We start from the raw sequence: 22,346 nt of genomic DNA, 5'->3' as shown, positions 1-22,346 counted from the left end.
TAGAATGATTTCACAAAAATATTTTTTGAAAAGGAATAGAGAAATTACGATTATCTTCTTGCTGTTTGTTGGCTGTGTTACTGCTTTTTCACAGAATAAACAACAGCTTGAGGATTTTCCGAAAACCGAAAACAATCTCGTGCTCAGTGCTCCGATTAATTCTTGGGATGAAGCCATTCCTTTGGGGAACGGTTTGACCGGAGGGCTTTTATGGGGAGAGAAAAACCTCATACGGTTGTCACTGGATCGCGGTGATTTATGGGACGAACGTAGCCATGGGCCTAAAGAATGGTGGAAGACACAGACTTGGGCTAAAGGGGGCAATATGTGGGAAGATGCCTATTATGGCTCAACTCCAACCAAATTGCCAGGAGGGGCTGTTGAATTCACCTTGAGTAATGGAACTTCCATAGAATCTTTTGAACTCAACAAAAGGACAGCCGAAGGCATCGTGCATTTTGAAAACGGCCAGAAAGCTAGGGTTTTCTTCAGCGCGGTAAAACCAGTTGCCGTGATGCGTATGCCTGCTTCAGATTACCATTCATTACAAGTAATGAGTTCGTTGCAGGTTTCTGAAAAATATCGTGGGCCTTCAGCAGGACCAGATAGCCATACGGTGATCTCGTTGGGGTATCCTGCTGCCAAAAATGAAGCGGTTGGAAATGCCAAATGGTACATTCAAGAAGCTTCTGAAGGATTGGTTTATTGTGTGTATACAGAGACGCGTAAAATCAAAGACGAAATGGTCACGGCTATTGCCGTGACTACTAGTGGTGAGAGTAAAGATTTAGTAGCCCTTGCCAAATCGCGTTGCGCCGAGGTTTTAGACTTAGGATTGGATAAAAGTTTGGCCCAGCACAGTGCGTGGTGGAAAAAGTTCTGGGGGCAGTCACAGATCAATTTGCCAGAAAAAAGAATGCAAGATTACTACACCTTTGCTCGTTATTTATACGGATCAGGTTCGAGAGCCAATACTCCTCCAATGCCTTTACAAGGTGTTTGGACCTCCGCCACTGGAAGTCTTCCACCTTGGAAAGGCGATTATCACAGTGATTTGAACACACAAATGACCTATATAGGGTATCAAGTAGCTGGGAATTTTGAGGAAGGAAGTAGTTATATCAATTTCCTTTGGGACAAACGTGCGCAATGGCGTGCTTTTGCTAAAGATTTTTATGAAACCCCTGGCTTGGCGGTTCCTGGGGTAATGACCCTTGGAGGACAGCCTTTAGGAGGTTGGGGCGCTTATAGTTTATCGCCAACGATGACGTCTTGGAATGCCCACTTGTTTTACCTTCATTGGTTGTATACCGCCGATGATCAGTTTTTGAAAGAACGTGCCTATCCTTGGTGTAAAGAAGCGGCAGAGTGTTTGCGTGGACTTTTGAAAAAGGATAAAGACGGGAATTTAAAATTATTGCGCTCTTCATCACCTGAAATATTTGGAAACAAATGGTTGGAACCCAATACGAATTACGATTTAATGAGCATGAAAATGCACTTTTTGGCCGTGGCAGAAATGGCGCAGGCACAGGGATTAACTTCTGAAGCGAAAGCTTGGAATGAATTAGCGACAAAGTTAGGTGATTTTCATGTGGCTGCCGATGGGGAGTTGATGTTAGATCCTAAATTGTTGCTTAGAGAAAGTCATCGTCATCTTTCGAATATCATTGGAATTTATCCTTTTAATTTGATCACGATCGAAGGAGATGCAGAAGAGCAACGTCGCATCAACACTACACTAAAAAGACCAGAATGGAATGCCGAGCGACACAACGAATGGTGTGGGTATTCTTGGGCTTGGATGTCTTGTATGCAGGCGCGCGTAGGGGATGCCCAAAGTGCTTACCATCATCTGGATGTTTTTGAAAAGGCTTATATTTTGAGAAATGGTTTTCACGTGAATCAAGATCAAACCAAAGATACGCGTTATGGTGGAGGGGGAGGCAAACCCTTTACTCTAGAAGGCAACTTTATTGCTATGCAGGCCATCCAAGAAATGCTTTTACAAAGTTGGAGCCCAACGCCAGGGAAAGTAAATTCTGGAGTCCTTCGAATTTTTCCAGCTACTCCAAAAGAATGGGCAGATGTTTCGTTCAAAGATTTAAGAGCTGAAGGTGGATATAGTGTTACCGCTAGTCGTAAAAATGGTAAAATTGCAGCCTTGAGTATAAAGGCTAAAAAAGCAGGTGTGCTTAGAATCAAAGATACTTTTGATGGGCAAGAGCCTAAATGGAATCTGAAAAACGTTAAACATCAAAAGGGTATTTATGAAATTGCTGTTAAAGCTGGGCAACAAATACAAGCGCAGTTTTAAAATTCTAGCAGACCATTACAGTGTAGAGTGGTAGGGAATACAAAGTGTGAAACCATAATAAACCATACAATCATAAATAATAAAAAAACAAGAAAGAAGGAGAATATGAAAAGAATACTTTTTGCAGTGCTATTGAGTGCGTTGATCTTTAGCGATAATGTTAAAGCGCAAAAAATAGAAATTTTTGATCAAGTAAGAGTACAACACGATGGAGATTTAAAAGATTTCTCCACTGATGTAAAGGGGAATGTGTATTATGGTGGGGGACAATATGTGTTCAAAAAAGTAAACTTCCCCAAGCAGAAGTTGAATACAAAATATGAAATCAGTGTAAGTGTTGCCTCAGGAGGTGACCGTTATGACAGAGCGGGGTCTATTTATGTACTTCCAGTGGATAAGAATAATTCTTTAGAAGAAGTGGTAAAAGGCAAAAAGTTTGCATCTAATGGTTATACCAAAATTAAAACTACAGTTCCAGAAGGAAATTTTGGACCTACTACAGAATTAATGCGTTTTATGACCACATTTGGAGTTGGGTTTTTTAGTAATGATTCTTTACAGCGTAAGCCTGTTTACATCCCATATTGGGAAAAAGAAGCACGTTGGAAAGAGGATATTTCACAGTTCTCTAGCGTCCTAGAAGGGGAAGTTTGGATTGGAGTACATATTGGGAATTACACTAAAGGCGGACATATCGTTAGTGCATCGATTAATCTTACACCAAGTGAATTGAGCTGCGATCTTCCAAAAAACAGAATTGTGGTGCCTATTTTGAACACAGAACCTTTTGGTCCTAATCAAGGCAATGATGAGTTGTTTGCTTATAAAGATTTTAAAGTAGAATTCAGTGTACCTAAAGGAGCAAAAAAAATGAAGTTATACTACATCACTACAGGTCATGGTGGTCATGGTGAAGGCGATGAATTTGTTAAAAAGCAAAATATTGTAAGTATCGATGGTAAAAAAGTAATTGACTTTATTCCTTGGAGAGATGACTGTGCAAGTTTCCGTCGCTTCAATCCAGGAACTGGTGTTTGGCTAAAGAAACGAGTAGCCCCTTATATTCAACCTGAAACAGGTACCTATACCACCAAAGCCATCGAAGAGCCATTGGCGAGTAGTGACTTAAGTCGCTCCAACTGGTGTCCAGGAAGTAATGTACCACCGATGATCGTACCGATGGAATTAACAGAAGGAAAGCACACGGCTACCTTTAGTATTCCAGAAGCTCAAAAGAATGCTAATGGAACATCAAACCACTGGATGGTCAGTGCTTATATGGTGTACGAGTTGTAATGATGTGAAAAAATCCAACAGGGCTAAAATAAAAGAGATCAGCTTTGTTTTTCGTCCTATTAATACTAAAATGAAATGAAAAAAATAGTCTTGTTTTTATTGTTGCCTTTTTTCTGTATGGCACAATACCGCGTGTCAATTATTCCAAAACCACAAAAAATCAGTTATAGTGAAGGTGGATTTACTTTAAAAAATGGAGGAACTGTTCTTGTGAGCGATCCCAAATTAACTCCTATAGCCAACTATCTGGTTCAAACCATAAAGATTGTAAATGGAGTAGATTTGAAAGTAATCAATACAGGTAAAGCCGATATTACACTTTCATTAGGCTATAAAAGTGAAAAAACAGAAGGGTACAAATTAGGGGTTAGCGCAAACGGAATTGTCGTTAATGGTGCTTCTGCAGCAGGAGTGTTGATGTCAATAGCTACTTTGCAGCAATTGATTCCTGTGGGGGTTAACCAAACAAAAGTACAGTTTTTACAGATTGAAGATTTTCCAAAATACAATTATAGAGGAGCACACTTGGATGTCAGTCGTCATTTTTACACAGACGACCAAGTAAAGCATTTTTTGGATTTGATGGCACGATACAAACTCAATAAATTTCATTGGCATTTGACGGATGATCAGGGATGGAGAATTGAAATTAAAAAATATCCACTGCTGACTGAAAAGGGGGCTTGGCGAAAGCTAAATGGTCAAGATAGAGAGTGCATTAAATTGGCCAAAGAAACAGACAATAGCGATTACAATTTGCCTAAAGAGCATTTGAAAATCGTTGGTAAAGATACCCTTTACGGAGGATTTTATACCCAAGAACAAATCAAAGGGGTTGTGAAATATGCCAAAGAGAGAGGGATTGATGTTTTGCCTGAGGTAGACATGCCTGGTCACTTTATGGCGGCCAATATTGGGTATCCTTTTCTTTCTTGTAAAGGAGAAGCCGGGATGGGAAGTAGTTTTTCTGATCCTTTGTGTGTGGGTAATGATAAAGCCTTGCAATTGGCTAAGGGAGTTTATACAGAAGTTGCGGCTTTGTTTCCTTATGAGTACATGCATTTAGGGGCTGACGAAGTAGAAAGAACCAATTGGAAATCTTGTCCTAAATGTCAGGCAAGAGTAAAAAAAGAACATTTAAAAAGCGTGGAGGAATTGCAGTCTTGGTTTGTTCATGATATGGAAAAACACTTCAATAAATTAGGCAAAAAACTAATGGGTTGGGATGAAATTTTAGACGGTGGATTGTCTCCAACAGCCACCATTATGTGGTGGAGAAATTGGGCGCCAAAGGCCGTACCAACTGCAACAGAGCAAGGGAATTTAGCTGTTTTAAGTCCTTGTTTTGAACTGTACTTTGATTTACATGAGGGACCAACTTCTTTAGAATCGGCCTATATGTTTGAGCCCTTGAAAGGACTGACACCCAAACAAGCTAAGAATGTCATGGGGATTCAAGGAAATCTTTGGGCAGAAACAGTACCGACAGTACGTCGTGCAGAGCATCAATATTTCCCAAGATTTTTTGCCCTTGCAGAAGGAGCTTGGTACGGTGGAAAACGCAATTGGGAAGAATTCAGAAGTAGAGTGGTCAATGAGATCGAATTTTTGGATGCTAAGAAAATAAACTATCGTGTCCCTAATTTAACTGGATTTAACGATTTGAATGTTTTTACAGAAAACGAAACTGTAAATGTGAATTGTATATTGCCGAACATCACTGTTAGATATACCACAGATGGTAGTATTCCACAGGCGAATTCTGCAAAATATATAGCGCCGTTTAGTATTTCGGAAACAACTAATTTTAGTTTTAGATCCTTCCGTCCTGATGGAAGTGGTTCGGAAGTATATAAGGCTGAATTCCGTAAAGAAAGTTATTCAAAAGCTTCTCAAGGTGCGCTTACCTCAGAGGGTATAATCGTAAAAGAATACGATTCAAAATCAAAAAAATGTGCCGAGATCAAAAACAGCAAATTAACCAAGGAATTTAAAGCTGAAACTATGGAGATGCCAAAGGACTTCAAAGGAAGTGCGGGCTTGACTTTTCTTGGCTATTTCGAAGTACCAACTGACGGTGTTTACACCTTTGAAATCGCTTCGAATGATGGTTCTATGTTGTATGTGGATGATGTTATGGTGATTGATAACGATGGACCTCACGGAAACAAAGCCAAAACGGGACAGAAAGCTTTGGCAAGAGGATGGCACAAAATGTATGCTGAATATTTTGATTTGGATTCAGGTGGAAACTTTAGCGTCAAAATGAAATCTGCTCTTGACAAGGATTTTGTATTGATGAATCGTTTTAAAAATTAGCAAATATACCGTTGCGTACGGATTAGCATTATAATGAGCAAGCCGAATTTTTTCGGCTTGTTTGTTTTAGGAGATAAGAGGAGTTGTTTTTAGTTAGAGGCTATGCGATTAGCTGCTTTGTATTTGATAATGTATAAAAGAAAACTATGAAAATAAAATTGTTGGTTGTTTTAGGTTTTTTGTCCATGCACTGTTGGGGAGTTCCTCCAAAACAATATGCTAAAAAAGTGCAAGCGGTAGTGAGTCGACATCAAATTGTGTACACTAAAGTGCCCGATAAAATACCCAGTCGTGTGGCAGTAGACGCGCCTTTATTGGGTAATGGTTATACGGCTATTGCTCTTTCGGGGAATCCTGAAAAGCAGATTTTCAGGGTAGCCCGTAATGATTTTTGGCGATTAAAGTCGGCTTTAGATGAATCTTACCCAGCTGTTTTGGGAAAAATAATAGTAGAGCTTCCACAATTAGAAGGAGCCTCGTATGAGGCGAAACAAGATTTGTATACTGCTACCACTACCGTGACCTTAAGTAAGGGAACCACCAAACTAAAGTATCGTGTATATGTGTCAGCAGTAGAGGATGTGATGGTATGCGAAATGAGCCTAGAAGGGGATTCAGCTATAGAAGCTAGTGTTCATTTGGCACTTCCAGGAGCTGATGAAATGACCAATCAGCCACCCTTGGAACGAATTTTTCCTGATGTAAGGGGAATCATTGCTGATAAGGGAATCGAAACGCTTTGGCGCGGTTTTGAAAAAGAGGTGGATCAAAAAACAAAGGCCGCTATTGCCTTGCGCATTATGCACCAAAATGAAAATGGAAAACTCACTTTACAACCTAATGAAATCGTGCGTTTTGTTTGTGCTTTTTCAAGCAACTTTAAAAGCGGTGATTGTGTAAAAGCAGTGACTACTAAAGTAGGGGATAGCTCGGACAAGATTATCAAAAGCATAGAAGAGCAACATCAAAACTGGTGGAAAACCTTTTGGGAGAAATCATTCGTTAATATTGGACAGTTTCCTGAAATTGAAAAGCAATATTATATTTCGCTCTATGGTCTGGCTTCTTGTAGTCGAGACAAAGATTTTCCACCTTCTATTTTTGGAAGCTGGATTACAAAAGAACGACCGAATTGGAATGGGGACTACCATTTGAATTACAATCATGAAGCGCCCTATTATGGATTATATTCTTCTAACCGAATTGAGCAAGCAGATCCTTATTATGCGCCTTTGTTGGCCATTATGCCACAAGGGAAAATCTTCTCTGAAAAAATAGCAGGAATTAAAGACGGGATTTTGTTGCCCGTGGGTATTGGTCCACTCAATACCGATACAGTACATCAATCTCCTTTTATGGAACAGTATTTTGCGGATTGGATTGCGAACCAAACCGTGGAAGGGGGCAGTTGCTTTTGGGGGCAAAAGAGTAATGCTGCTTATGCCGTAGTGGATATTTCGATGCAGTTTTACCACACTTGGGATGAAAAATTCTCAAAAAATGTATATCCCTTTGTGTATGGAGTGGCTAAATTTTGGAGTGAATACCTAAAGTATGAAGATGGTCGCTATGTGATTTATAACGATGCGATTCATGAGGGAACCAATGGAACCAAGAACCCAATTTTATCCTTGGGATTAGTACCTATGGTAATGAAAACGGCCATAGATATGAGTACACTTTTAGGGAAAAACCAGCAAGAGCGTTCCAAATGGCAGGACATAATAAACAAAATGTCAGCTTACAGTTATCAAGAAAAAAATAATAAAACGGTTTTTCGCTATTCTGAGAAAGGAACAGCTTGGTGGGATGGCAATACTTTAGGTATTCAACACATTTATCCGGCCGGACAAATTGGTGTTTACAGTGATGCTAAATTACTAGAAGTCTCTAAAAACACCATGGAGGTGATGGGAGATAGATGGTTTGATAGTAATGGAAGTAATAGTTTTTTCCCTGCTGCGGTCCGTATTGGGTACGATCCTAAAGTGATTTTGGAAAAAATGAAACAGTATTGTTTGGACATGTACCCCAATGGATACCGAAAAGGAAACCCACATGGAATTGAAAACTGGAGTACGGTGCCCAACACCATTAATGAGATGTTATGTACAGGACATCAAGATGTCGTACGTGTTTTTGAGGGTTGGAATAAAAAGGAGGATGCTGAGTTTGGCAATATTAGAGTGGAAGGTGCTTTTTTAGTTTCCTCAAAGCTTGTCAATACAGAAGTGCAAAGTGTAACTATTTTAAGTGAGAAAGGGCGCTCGATCACGTTTTTAAATCCTTGGAAAGGAAAAAAAGTGAGTGTAAAAGCCAATGGAAAAACGCAGCTTTTTTCAACTGAATTTATAAAGTTCAATACTAAAGAAGGGGAACTTTATACCCTAAAGAGTCTTTAATATAATAGGCCCATTTATCGCAAATGGGCCTATCCTCTGCAATAGTGTTATGGATAAAAAATGTCTTGTTCGTTTTCTTTTTTGTCGAGGCTATGAGCTTTTTTTTTCCGGCTTTTGCTTTTTTGTGACTTTTAGTAGTTTTTTGATGTGTTAATCTTAAATTAACATAGGTTTTATAGGATGAGATTTCCCGTATTCATTGGATATTACGGTTAAAATTTCTGATATTTCTTTTTAAATGTTAAAATAATCAACTAGACCTAAAATAATTACTAAAACGTTTTTGTAAATCGTTTTAGAGGTATATATTTGCTAATAGCAAATTAACTAAGGTTTAGGAGAACGTTAACGTTTTATGAAAAAAAAGATCACTATTAAAGATATTGCCAAGGCAGCAAATGTATCGGTTACGACGGTTTCGTTTGTTTTAAATGGCAAAGGAGAGAAGATGGGGATCAGCACTGAAGTGATCAAGAAGGTTCTTAAAATCACTGAAGAAATGAAATTCAGACTCAATATGATTGCCAGTAGTCTGAGAACAGGTAAGACCAGATCTATTGGGCTTATAGTAGAAGACATTTCCAATCAGTTTTTCTCTGATTTAGCTAGAGTAATAGAAAGCGAAGCGATAGGTTTAAACTACAGAGTGTTTTACTGCAGTACAGGAGGAGATGATGAGCGTGCAGTAGAATTAGTCAACAGTTTATTGCAAGCCAATGTTGATGGTTTTATCATAGTACCGACAAAGAACATGCAATCCACTATTGAGCACTTGATAGAACTTCAATGTCCAGTGGTTTTAATTGACCGTTATTTTGAAGGACAAGAAGTAAGTCATGTGGTGTTGGATAATTATGATGGAGCGCAGACAGCGACCCGTCATTTGTTAGAAAAAGGATTTAAAAAAATTGCCTTTGTAACTAATTCTTCCCAATTGATTCAGATGCAATTAAGAAAAGATGGTTATGCGGATGTTTTGAAGGAAGTAGGTTTATTTGATGAGGCCAGGATTCTTGATTTGGATTACCAAATCAGTGAAGAAGAGCGAATAGCGAAGATCTCCGATTTTTTAAGTACAACCACTGAAATTGATGCGATATTGTTTAGTGCCAATTATCTGTTGCTGGCAGGTTTGCAGTCCTTAAGGAAGTTAGGACTTAAAATTCCTAACGATAAGGCAGTGATTAGTTTTGATGATCACGATAGCTTTAGGTTACACTCTCCTTCAATTACGGTTTTATCTCAGCCTATTGAAGATATCGCCAAAAAAACAGTAAAGTTATTGATGATGCAAATGAATGACGGCAGTAATTATAAAATTGAGAAAGAAAAGAAAAAAGGGAGTCTAACGATTAGGGAATCGGTTTAATGATATAAACCTTTTTTTTAAAAGAATACTAAAACGATATAGTAAGACAGATCGATTATTTTAAAAAACTAAACCCAATATAAATAATTAAACTAAACGCTAATGATGTAAAAGAAATAGAGATAGTAATCAAGTAAATTAAGGATTATCAATTTATGAAGAGCAGATTGATAATGTAAAATTAAGGGGTTTAGGACTCGGTATTTTTTTTCGGAAATCAGAACCTTTTAAGCTAAAAAAATTAAAAACCAAACTAAAGTAAATTATGAAAAAACTGTTATACAAATCACTGTTAGTTTTTCTAATGGTGTTGTGTTATCAAGGCGTGAGTGCGCAAAACAAAACAATTTCCGGTATAGTTACGGATAATATGAATTTACCTGTTCCTTCAGTTATTGTTAAGGAAAAAGGATCAAAAGCAGAGACTATTACAGACGAGAATGGTGCTTTTAAACTTTCAGTAAAAGAAGGTGCTACTTTAATTTTAAGTTCAATTGGATTTAAAACAATGGAAGTGAGAGCAACTGACGGAATAAATATCAAATTAGCTAGTGCGACTAACGAACTTGAAGGGGTGACCGTTACAGCTATGGGGCAATCTAAAAAGAATAAAGCTATTGGATATGCAACAAGTACCATTAAGGCTGAAGCAATCGTAAAAACAGGTTCTCCTACTATTGCGAACTCATTATATGGTAAAGCGCCAGGTGTTCGTATTAGTTCAACTCCAGGAGGAAATGGAGCGATTAATATCCAAATTCGCGGAATCAACTCGATTACGGGAAGAAATCAACCACTTATCATTATGGATGGTGTGCCTATTCGTAATCAAGAAGTTGATAATTCGGACTATTTTAAAGACCAACGTGTAAGAAGCAATGGTTTAGCGGATATCAATCCAGAAGATGTTGAGAATATCACTATTTTGAAAGGTGCTTCTGCTGCTGCATTATACGGCTCTGAAGCTGTAAATGGGGTTGTGTTGATTACCTCTAAATCAGGTAAAGGAAAAAAAGGTTTAGGTGTTGATTTCAGTACAAGTTTCGCTAGTAATAGTATTGCTTATTTGCCAAGATTTCAATATGAAAGAGGTCCTGGATACCCTACGTCTTATGTAGATGGTGGATTTGCGGCAGACGGATTTGCGTATTATGATACAAATGGTGATAAAATTAATGACACAAGAGGAGTTCAAAATTATTCGGCTAACTTTGGACCTTTCTTCGATGGTAAGCCTACTATGGCTTGGGATGGTATTGTTCGTCCTTATTCTGCTCAGAGAAACGGTTACAGAAATTTATTCCAAAGTGGATTTGATTCGTCAACTAACTTTGCTCTTTCGAACAGTACAGAGAATACAAATACGCGTTTTTCTTATACTCGTAACGATTCTCAAGGATTGAGTATGGGAAATAAAAACGTAAAAAACTCATTCAATTTGAATACTTCTTTCAAATTAGGAGAGAAATCAAAAACGGATGTAATTGTATCTTATATCAAACAAAATGTTTACAACCGTACCTATGCTATGGACCGATTGATAAATAATTTTACAGGAATGTTAAGTCCATTTGATAATGGAAGCTGGTATAAAGCGAAATATCAAACTAGTTTAGGGTATAAATTTGTTCAAGGGAATGATCAAAGTTTGACTCCATCTGAAAATATTATATATAACGGTTTCAGACCTGATATTGCTAATTATTTCTGGGATGTTAACAAAAAGCAAGACGATGAAGTAACCAATCGTTTGATCATGAGTGTTACCGAAACGTATCAACTTACGAATGATTTAAAAATTCGTGGTCGTTTTTCTACGGATTTGACTTCAATAAATGTAGAAAGAAGAAGCGCAGTTGATAAACCGTTGTTGTATGGTAATGGTCCTGGAAGTTTTGAGATGAATTCTCAAGATTACAACATCATGTATGGAGATTTGTTATTGACTTACACTAAAAAGATCAGTCCAGATTTAGAAGTAGGAGCTGTGGCTGGTTATTCAGGTACAAAAGAAACTGGTTCTACATTGTCAAGATTTACAGACGGAGGATTAAGTGTTGAAGGATGGTATGATATGAATGCCTCTGTAAACATGCCTAAGAGTTCGTCTACAAGATATGAGACGGTTAAGGATGCAGTATTTGGAACTGTGAATGCTAGTTTTAAAAACTATTTATTTGTTGAAGGAACTTTCAGAAGAGACCGTACTTCTACAATGAATCCAAATAACAATAGCTTTACTTATCCTTCTGTGAATTCAAGTTTTGTTTTGTCGGACGCAGTGACTTTACCAGAAGTGATCAATTATGCTAAAATGAGAGCATCATGGGGTATCGTAGGAAATTATCCTGATCGTTATAGGGCTAATGTTGCTTTTAATCAATCATCATTAGGATCTCAAGGTACAACAGGATCTGTTTTGATTACTGAATCACAATCCAAATACGGAAATGAAAGTATCAAACCAGAGATGAAAAAAGAATATGAACTTGGTTTCGAAACTAAATTCTTTAATAGAAGAATAGGATTAGATTTTTCTTATTATAATGCACACGTAACGGATCAAATTTTGGATTTAACATTGGCACCTACTACAGGAGCTAATTCTATCTTGGCTAACGTTGGTGAATTAAGTAACCAAGGTGTGGAGATTGCGTTGACTGCTTCGCCAATAAGAACAGAGTCATTCTCTTGGGATGTAACGTTGAACTGGTCGAAAAACCAAAACAAAATTACCAAGTTAGCTAATGGGGCTACTGAATTGTTGCATAAAGATTACGAAGATGGTGCTCAATTGAAATCGGTAGTTGGAGAGGCAATGGGAGGTCTATATGCTCACCCAATTAAAGTAGATGCTAATGGTAAACAATTAGTGGATGCTGACGGATATTACGTTATTGATGGAGATAAATGGCAAAAATATGGTAATGCTATGCCAAAAGGTTTAGGAGGTTTAATGAATAGTTTTACCTACAAAAATCTAACTTTAGATGTAAATATTGATTATTCTTATGGCGGTTATTTGATGCCAACAGGAATTGAATGGATGAAATCAAGAGGTTTGACTAAAGAAACATTGAACTACAGTACAAACGATCGTGGTGGTTTAACTTACTATCAAGATGCTAGTGGGAAAGGTATTCAAGTACCAAATAGTTCAACTGCAGGACCTAATGGTGAATTGTTGTACAGAGACGGTATGGTGATGGATGGGGTTACTTTGGATGGTTCTCAAAACAACAACGTAATTTCTCAAGCAGGATACTACAATCAGACTTACAACTGGGGTGGTCCTAAATACTCTGGAAGATCTCAATATAAAGAGTATATCCAAGAAAATAACTACATTAAATTGAGAGAGGTATCATTGGCTTATAATTTACCAGCTGTTTGGGCTCAAAGAATGGGAGCTTCTAAAGTTACTTTGTCTGCTTTTGGACGTAATTTATTGTACTTCTATCGTTCTATCAAAGATATGGATGCTGAGGCAACTACAGCAGGTTCAAGATGGACTGAAAACATTAATAATGCTGGTCAGAGTCCCGCTACTAGAACTTTTGGAGCAATGTTGAGAGCTTCTTTCTAATTTTATAAGCGTAATTAAAAAAAAAATAGCACATGAAAAAATTATTATATATATCAATGGCGTCGGCGGCAGTTTTGTTTGCTTCCTGTACGAAATCGGATTTTGAGGATGCTTATAAGGATCCATCCACAGTGTTGCAAACGAATATGCCTAAGCAATACGCTGGATTTTTACAAAGTAACTGGGAAGATGCTATTCCTGATTATTGGAATTACTTTACAGTTATTCAAGGAACGACTCTTGATTATACACAAGCGCATGGAGTTCAAAATAGAACCAATATGTTTGTTGTAGGAGCTGCTCCTTCGGATAGATGGGGAAGGTTTTATTCTTTTTTAACTCAGTACAGAGAATTAGAAAAAGTAAATGCTGCGTTAACTCCTGCTCAACAAGCAGAAAATAGAATATACATGCTTACAGCTACAGTATACCTGTATGAGCACACTCAAAAAATGATCGATAACTTTGGAGATATTCCATTTTCTGAAGCAGGGAAAATCGGTTCCACTGGTGGAGATTATACGGCGGCATCTGCTAAGTATGATACTCAAGAGGAACTTTATACTAAGATGTTGGCAGATTTGAAAAGTATTTCAGCTGAGTTGAAAACGATTGCATTGACTCCTAAGATCACTTTAGAATTTGAAAAGCAAGATTTGATTAATAAAGGGAATCTCACTAAGTGGTTAAAATACACTAATTCTATGCGTTTGCGTATGTTAAACAGAGTATCAGGAACCACTTTGGCTAATGATGCTGAGATGGGGCAGATTATTGCAACTGGTGATATTGTGACTACTAATGCTGATAATATTGAATTTAAAATCTATACACAGGATTCTGATTTAGATTCATCAAGATTTAGAGATGCTATAGAATCTAATTACATCAATGCAGCTCCAAAGGCCATGATTGATCATATGAATGCTAATGGTGATCCTCGTTTACCTTGGATGTTTGAACCAGGAACAAAAGAACCAAATAAAGCGTTTATTGGTTTGAATCAATTATTGGATGCTAACGCGCAAACGAAGTTACTGTCTGTGGATGCTACTATTGCATTTTACAATCGTTCTACTTTTAGCCGTAACCAATGGTTTCCAGGGGTATTTATCAATGCTGCAGCAATGAATTTACTTTTAGCAGAGTATTACGTAAGAACTGGAAATGCTCCAGCTGCTAAAATGGCTTACGAAAATGCAGTAAAACAATCGGCTCAATTCTATTGTATTGACATTCCGTCAAGATCAAATGACAGAGTGTTTTTACCAACAACAGCAGCTCCAACGGATGCTGATATGATGCTTTATCTTGCTAAACCAGGAGTGAATTTTGATCTTGCGACAACGAATCAAGCTCGTATGCAATTGATCGCTTCTCAAAGATACATTCATTATAATATTATTATGTATGATGATGCATGGTCAGATTTGAGAAGAACGAATTTGCCAGTTTTGACTTTTTTACCTGATAATTCTAGTACACAAAAAGAGCCGCCTGTAAGATGGACTTACCCAAATTCTGAAAGAACATACAATAGTGTAAACTATGAAAAAGTAAGTGCTAAAGACAATTTGACTACCAAAATTTTCTGGGACGTAAACTAAGTTTTTTTTAAATTAATATTTTGTTAGTAATAAGTAAACCCTGGATTCAAGACAACTCTTGAATCCAGGGTTTTTTGTATATAGGAGCTAGTCTTTTTGTAATGAGTAAAAGAAGTTGATAGGATACCCGATCGTATGGCAGTAGTAACGGCTTTATTGGTATACGGGTATTGCACTTTTTGGAGATTCTAAAGAACAAATTTTTAGAGTGGATTGAAATGTTTTTTGACGATTAAAGTCAGTTCTGGAGGAGTATATATATAGCTGTTTTGGAAAAAAAACAATAGAGCATCTCTAATAGGAAGCTTCCTCGTATGAGTCAAAATAAGATTTATTTTCCGATAGTGCTACCGTGGAACTAAGCAAGGGGATTACAAAACTAAAGTGTCTAAGAGTACTATGGATATGATGGGAAATAGATGGTTGGTTAGCAATAGAAGTAAGCTTTTTTTTTCTGCAGCTGTGCTGAATGCGCTAAATTATCTTCCTGAAAAAAGATATTGATTGTAAATGAATTTATAAAATTGAATAAGGGTAGAGATTTCTTTTTAATTGTCTCTTTTTTTAGAGCTGAGGGTTTCTTTATAGAGGGGTAAAATCGAGATAATAGTTACTTGTTAGTCTGGTTTTGATGAATTTAAGTGCGATCAATTTTTGAAAAAGAAAGATTTTTAATACAAGTTGAATTATTGGATTGTTTTTCGATAAAAATAAAGTTCAGAGTGAATAATTCGGTAAGAAAGGAGACCAAATAAATAGAGATTACTTTTTTAGAAGGAATTTGAAAATAAAAAGGTAAGGTCGTTTGTTAAATGAATTTAAGAGAATGGCTCATTATGTTAAAAATATCATAATGTATCCGATTTTTACAGGCATTTTTTTAAAGCTTTTGTTTTTCTTGATTTTAACGAAATTAGGGACTTAAAATTGGAATTAACATTTGTTTTAATGAAATGATTTAGGGTATTCTTGCTATATTTAGAGTAAATTTTCTGATAATTATTTTAAAATGTTAAAATAATTAAGTTTGTATAAAAAAAATCACTAAACCGTTTTTGTAAATCGTTTTATATAATATATATTTGCTATAACAAATTAACTAAGGTTTAGGATAACGTTAACGTTTTATGAAAAAAAAGATCACTATTAAAGATATCGCTAAGGCAGCAAATGTATCGGTTACGACGGTTTCGTTTGTTTTGAATGGTAAGGGAGAGAAGATGGGAATCAGCGCTGAAGTGATCAAGAAGGTTTTTAAGATTACGGAAGAAATGAAATTCAGACTCAATATGATTGCCAGTAGTCTGAGAACAGGTAAGACCAGATCTATTGGGCTTATAGTAGAAGATATTTCCAATCAGTTTTTCTCTGATTTAGCTAGAGTAATAGAAAGCGAAGCGATAGGTTTAAACTACAGAGTGTTTTACTGCAGTACAGGAGGAGATGATGAGCGTGCAGTAGAATTAGTCAACAGTTTATTGCAAGCCAATGTTGATGGTTTTATCATAGTACCGACAAAGAACATGCAACCCACTATTGAGCGCTTGATAGAACTTCAATGTCCAGTGGTTTTAATTGACCGTTATTTTGAAGGACAAGAAGTAAGTCATGTGGTGTTGGATAATTATGATGGAGCGCAGACAGCAACCCGTTACCTTTTGGAAAAGGAATTCAAAAAAATTGCCTTTGTGACCAATTCTTCCCAATTGATTCAGATGCAACTAAGAAAAGATGGTTATGCGGATGCTTTGAAGGAAGTAGGTTTATTTGATGAGGCTAGAATTCTTGATTTGGATTACCAGATAACCGAGGAAGAGCGAATAGCGAAGATCTCCGATTTTTTAAGTACAACCACTGAAATTGATGCGATATTGTTTAGTGCCAATTATCTGTTGCTGGCAGGTTTACAGTCCTTAAGGAAGTTAGGACTTAAAATTCCTAGTGATAAAGCGGTGATCAGTTTTGATGATCACGATAGCTTTAGGTTACACTCACCTTCAATTACGGTTTTATCTCAGCCTATTGAAGATATTGCAAAAAAAACAGTAAAGTTATTGATGACGCAAATGAATGACGAAAGTAATTATAAGATTGAGAAAGAAAAACAAAAAGGCAGTCTAACTATTAGGGAATCGGTTTAATGATATAAACCTTTTTTTTGAAAAGAATACTATAACGATGTAGTTAGGTGTGACCATTAAATAGAAAAACTAAACCAAATATAAACTAAAAATAAACTAAACGCTTATGATGTAAAAGAAATTAAGATGTTAATCCAAGCAAGTAATGATTATCTGATCCTGAGGAGGAGATTGATAATATAAAATTAAAGGGTTTAGAACTCAGAACCTTTTAATACAACTAAAATAAAAACCAAACCAAACCAAACTAAATTATGAGAAAACTGTTATACAAATCACTGTTAGTCTTTCTAATGGTGTTGTGTTATCAAGGCGTGAGCGCACAAAACAAAACAATTTCCGGTATAGTTACAGATAATGCTAATTTGCCTGTTCCTTCAGTTATTGTTAAGGAAAAAGGATCAAAAGCAGAAACTATTACAGACGAGAATGGAGCTTTTAAACTTTCAGTAAAAGAAGGTGCTACTTTAATTTTAAGTTCAATTGGATTTAAAACAATGGAAGTGAGAGCTACCGATGGAATGAATGTTAAATTAGCTAGTGCTACTAACGAACTTGATGGGGTGACCGTTACAGCTATGGGGCAATCTAAAAAGAATAAAGCTATTGGATACGCAACAAGTACCATTAAGGCTGAAGCAATCGTAAAAACAGGTTCTCCTACTATTGCGAACTCATTATACGGTAAAGCGCCAGGTGTTCGTATTAGTTCAACTCCAGGAGGAAATGGAGCGATTAATATCCAAATTCGTGGAATCAACTCGATTACGGGAAGAAATCAACCACTTATCATTATGGATGGTGTGCCTATTCGTAATCAAGAAGTTAATAATGGTAATTATTGGAATGATCAACGTGTAAGAAGCAATGGTTTAGCAGATATCAATCCAGAAGATGTTGAAAACATCACTATTTTGAAAGGTGCTTCTGCTGCTGCATTATACGGTTCTGAGGCTGTAAATGGGGTTGTGTTAATTACCTCTAAATCAGGTAAAGGAAAAAAAGGTTTAGGTGTTGATTTCAGTACAAGTTTTGCTAGTAATAGTATTGCTTATTTGCCTAGATTTCAATATGAAAGAGGTCCTGGATACCCTACTTCTTATGTAGATGGTGGATATGCAGCAGACGGATTTGCGTATTATGATACAAATGGTGATAAAATTAATGACACTAGAGGAGTTCAAAATTACACTTCTAACTTTGGACCTTTCTTCGATGGTAAGCCTACTATGGCTTGGGATGGTATTGTTCGTCCTTATTCTGCTCAGAAAGACGGCTACAGAAATTTATTCCAAAGTGGATTTGATTCGTCAACTAACTTTGCTCTTTCGAACAGTACAGAGAATACAAATACTCGTTTTTCTTATACTCGTAACGATTCTCAAGGATTGAGTATGGGAAATAAAAACGTAAAAAACTCATTCAATTTGAATACTTCTTTCAAATTAGGAGAGAAATCAAAAACGGATGTAATTGTATCTTATATCAAACAAAATGTTTACAACCGTACCTATGCTATGGACCGATTGGTAAATAATTTTACAGGAATGTTAAGTCCATTTGATAATGGTAGCTGGTACAAAGCGAAATATCAAACTAGTTTAGGATATAAATTTGTTCAAGGAAATGACCAAAGTTTGACTCCATCTGAAAATATTATATATAACGGTTTCAGATCTGATATTGCTAATTTTTTCTGGGATGTTAACAAAAAACAAGAGGATGAAATAACCAATCGTTTGATCATGAGTGTTACCGAAACGTATCAACTTACGAATGATTTAAAAATTCGTGGTCGTTTTTCTACGGATTTGACTTCAATGAATGTAGAAAGAAGAAGCGCAGTTGATAAACCGTTGTTGTATGGTAATGGTCCTGGAAGTTTTGAGATGAATTCTCAAGATTACAACATCATGTATGGAGATTTATTATTGACTTACACTAAAAAGATCAGTCCAGATTTAGAAGTAGGAGCTGTGGCTGGTTATTCAGGTACAAAAGAAACTGGTTCTACATTGACAAGATGGACAGACGGAGGATTAAGTGTTGAAGGATGGTATGATATGAATGCCTCTGTAAACATGCCTAAGAGTTCGTCTACAAGATATGAGACGGTTAAGGATGCGGTATTTGGAACTGTGAATGCTAGTTTCAAAAACTATTTATTTGTTGAAGGAACTTTCAGAAGAGACCGTACTTCTACAATGAATCCAAATAACAATAGCTTTACTTATCCTTCTGTGAATTCAAGTTTTGTTTTGTCGGACGCGGTGAAATTACCAGAAGTGATCAATTATGCTAAAATGAGAGCATCATGGGGTATCGTAGGAAATTATCCTGATCGTTATAGAGCCAATGTTGCTTTTAATCAATCATCATTAGGATCTCAAGGTACGACAGGATCTGTTTTGATCACTGAATCACAATCCAAATATGGAAATGAAAGTATCAAACCAGAGATGAAAAATGAATACGAACTTGGTTTCGAAACTAAATTCTTTGATAGAAGAATAGGATTAGATTTTTCTTATTACAATGCACACGTAACGGATCAAATTTTGGATTTAACATTGGCGCCTACTACAGGAGCTACTTCTATCTTGGCTAACGTTGGTGAATTAAGTAACCAAGGTATAGAGATTGCGTTGACTGCTTCGCCAATAAGAACAGAGTCATTCTCTTGGGATGTAACGTTGAACTGGGCGAAAAACAAAAACAAAATTACCAAGTTAGCTAATGGAGCTACTGAATTGTTGCATGCTGATTACGAAGATGGTGCTCAATTGAAATCGGTAGTTGGAGAGGCAATGGGAGGTCTATATGCTCACCCAATTAAAGTAGATGCTAATGGTAAACAATTAGTGGATGCTGACGGATATTACGTTATTGATGGAGATAAATGGCAAAAATATGGTAATGCTATGCCAAAAGGTTTAGGAGGTTTAATGAATAGTTTTACCTACAAAAATCTAACTTTAGATGTAAATATTGATTATTCTTATGGCGGTTATTTGATGCCAACAGGAATTGAATGGATGAAATCAAGAGGTTTGACTAAAGAAACATTAAACTACAGTACAAATGATCGTGGTGGTTTAACGTACTATCAAGATGCTAGTGGAAAAGGTATTCAAGTACCAAATAGTTCAACTGCAGGACCTAATGGCGAATTGTTGTACAGAGACGGTATGGTGATGGATGGGGTTACTTTGGATGGTTCTCAAAACAACAATGTAATTTCTCAAGCAGGATACTTCAATCAGACTTACAACTGGGGTGGTCCTAAATACTCTGGAAGATCTCAATACAAAGAGTATATCCAAGAAAATAACTACATTAAATTGAGAGAGGTATCATTGGCTTATAATTTACCAGCTGCTTGGGCTCAAAGAATGGGAGCTTCTAAAGTTACTTTGTCTGCTTTTGGACGTAATTTATTGTACTTCTATCGTTCTATTAAAGATATGGATGCTGAGGCAACTACAGCAGGTTCAAGATGGACTGAAAACATTAATAATGCTGGTCAGACTCCCGCTACTAGAACTTTTGGAGCAATGTTGAGAGCTTCTTTCTAATTTTATAAGCGTAATTTAAAAAAAATAGCACATGAAAAAATTATTATATATATCAATGGCGTCGGCGGCAGTTTTGTTTGCTTCCTGTACGAAATCGGATTTTGAGGATGCTTATAAGGATCCATCCACAGTGTTGCAAACGAATATGCCTAAGCAATACGCTGGATTTTTACAAAGTAACTGGGAAGATGCTATTCCAGCTTATTGGAATTACTTTACAGTTATTCAAGGAACGACTCTTGATTATACACAAGCGCATGGAGTTCAAAATAGAACCAATATGTTTGTTGTAGGAGCTGCTCCTTCTGATAGATGGGGAAGATTTTATTCCGCTGTGGCTCAATACAGAGAATTAGAAAAAGTAAATGCTGCGTTAACTCCTGCCGAACAAGTAGAAAACAGAATATACATGCTTACAGCTACAGTATACCTGTATGAGCACACTCAAAAAATGATCGATAACTTTGGAGATATTCCATTTTCTGAAGCAGGGAAAATCGGTTCCACTGGTGGAGATTATACGGCGGCATCTGCTAAGTATGATACTCAAGAGGAACTTTATACTAAGATGTTGGCAGATTTGAAAAGTATTTCAGCTGAGTTGAAAACGATTGCATTGACTCCTAAGATCACTTTAGAATTTGCAAAGCAAGATTTGATTAATAAAGGGAATCTCACTAAGTGGTTAAAATACACTAATTCTATGCGTTTGCGTATGTTAAACAGAGTGTCAGGAACCACTTTGGCTAATGATGCTGAGATGGGGCAGATTATTGCAGCAGGTGATATTGTGACTACTAATGCTGATAATATTGAATTTAAAATCTATACACAGGATTCTGATTTAGATTCATCAGGATTTAGAGACGGTATAGAATCCAACTTCATCAATGCAGCTCCAAAGGCCATGATTGATCATATGAATGCTAATGGTGATCCCCGTTTACCTTGGATGTTTGAGCCAGGAACAAAAGAGCCAAATAAAGCGTTTATTGGTTTGAATCAATTATTGGATGCTAACGCGCAAACGAAGTTACTGTCTGTGGATGCTACTATTGCATTTTACAATCGTTCTACTTTTAGCCGTAACCAATGGTTTCCAGGAGTATTAATAAATGCTGCAGCGATGAATTTACTTTTAGCGGAGTATTACGTAAGAACTGGAAATGCTCCAGCTGCTAAAATGGCTTACGAAAATGCAGTAAAACAATCGGCTCAATTCTATTGTGTAGACATACCGTCAAGATCAAATGACAGAGTGTTTTTACCAACAACAGCAGCTCCAACGGATGCTGATATGATGCTTTATCTTGCTAAACCAGGAGTGAATTTTGATCTTGCGACAACGAATCAAGCTCGTATGCAATTGATCGCTTCTCAAAGATACATTCATTATAATATTATTATGTATGATGATGCATGGTCAGATTTGAGAAGAACGAATTTGCCAGTTTTGACTTTCTTACCTGATAACTCTAGTACACAAAAAGAGCCGCCAGTAAGATGGACTTACCCAAATTCTGAAAGAACATACAATAGTGTAAACTATGCTAAAGTAAGTGCTAAAGACAATTTGACTACCAAAATTTTCTGGGACGTAAACTAAGTTTTTTTTAAGTTAATATTTTGTTAGTAATTTTAAAACCCCAGATTCAGGATATTTCTTGACTCTGGGGTTTTTGTTTGTTGGGCTAGCTCTTTTTCTAACCAACAAAAGTTTCAGTACAGGTGAAA

The 22,346-nt window shown here is 36.6% G+C and carries 10 protein-coding genes; all 10 read left to right on the top strand.

Going from position 1 to position 22,346, the window contains the following annotated elements; all coding sequences use genetic code 11:
- Nucleotides 1-4 precede the first annotated feature (4 nt).
- The 10 genes from AC51AA_RS04840 to AC51AA_RS04795 all read left to right on the top strand — a co-directional run bounded on the left by AC51AA_RS04840 (nt 5) and on the right by AC51AA_RS04795 (nt 22,218).
- Nucleotides 5-2,317, top strand: coding sequence for a glycosyl hydrolase family 95 catalytic domain-containing protein (locus AC51AA_RS04840; RefSeq protein WP_500704600.1), 2,313 nt, complete (start codon nt 5-7; stop codon nt 2,315-2,317).
- Between the two features lie 105 nt (nt 2,318-2,422).
- Nucleotides 2,423-3,613, top strand: a complete 1,191-nt coding sequence (locus tag AC51AA_RS04835; protein WP_500704599.1) for a peptide-N-glycosidase F-related protein — start codon at nt 2,423-2,425, stop codon at nt 3,611-3,613.
- Nucleotides 3,614-3,688: 75 nt separating this feature from the next.
- Nucleotides 3,689-5,932, top strand: a complete 2,244-nt coding sequence (locus tag AC51AA_RS04830; protein ID WP_500704598.1) for a family 20 glycosylhydrolase — start codon at nt 3,689-3,691, stop codon at nt 5,930-5,932.
- A 146-nt stretch (nt 5,933-6,078) separates the two neighbouring features.
- A complete protein-coding gene (locus AC51AA_RS04825) occupies nt 6,079-8,334 on the top strand; it encodes a glycosyl hydrolase family 95 catalytic domain-containing protein (RefSeq protein ID WP_500704597.1) in 2,256 nt (751 codons plus the stop codon).
- A gap of 355 nt (nt 8,335-8,689) precedes the next feature.
- Nucleotides 8,690-9,703, top strand: coding sequence for a LacI family DNA-binding transcriptional regulator (locus AC51AA_RS04820; protein ID WP_500704596.1), 1,014 nt, complete (start codon nt 8,690-8,692; stop codon nt 9,701-9,703).
- A gap of 265 nt (nt 9,704-9,968) precedes the next feature.
- Entirely contained in the window at nt 9,969-13,289 is a 3,321-nt protein-coding gene (locus tag AC51AA_RS04815) for a SusC/RagA family TonB-linked outer membrane protein (protein WP_500704595.1), read from the top strand.
- Nucleotides 13,290-13,321: 32 nt separating this feature from the next.
- The gene (locus AC51AA_RS04810; protein ID WP_500704594.1) at nt 13,322-14,896 is read left to right on the top strand and encodes a SusD/RagB family nutrient-binding outer membrane lipoprotein; all 1,575 of its coding nucleotides are present in this window, start codon (nt 13,322-13,324) and stop codon (nt 14,894-14,896) included.
- Between the two features lie 1,127 nt (nt 14,897-16,023).
- A complete protein-coding gene (locus AC51AA_RS04805; protein ID WP_500704593.1) occupies nt 16,024-17,037 on the top strand; it encodes a LacI family DNA-binding transcriptional regulator in 1,014 nt (337 codons plus the stop codon).
- 254 nt (nt 17,038-17,291) lie between these two features.
- Nucleotides 17,292-20,612: a SusC/RagA family TonB-linked outer membrane protein gene (locus AC51AA_RS04800; protein WP_500704592.1), complete on the top strand. Its 3,321-nt coding sequence runs from the start codon at nt 17,292-17,294 to the stop codon at nt 20,610-20,612.
- A gap of 31 nt (nt 20,613-20,643) precedes the next feature.
- Nucleotides 20,644-22,218 carry a SusD/RagB family nutrient-binding outer membrane lipoprotein gene (locus tag AC51AA_RS04795; protein ID WP_500704591.1) on the top strand — a complete coding sequence of 525 codons (1,575 nt, stop codon included), beginning with the start codon at nt 20,644-20,646 and terminating at the stop codon, nt 22,216-22,218.
- Nucleotides 22,219-22,346 lie beyond the last annotated feature (128 nt).

Source organism: Flavobacterium sp. OHVDL-2026-0007, assembly GCF_059882335.1.
This window is presented reverse-complemented; position numbering and strand designations above follow the sequence as displayed.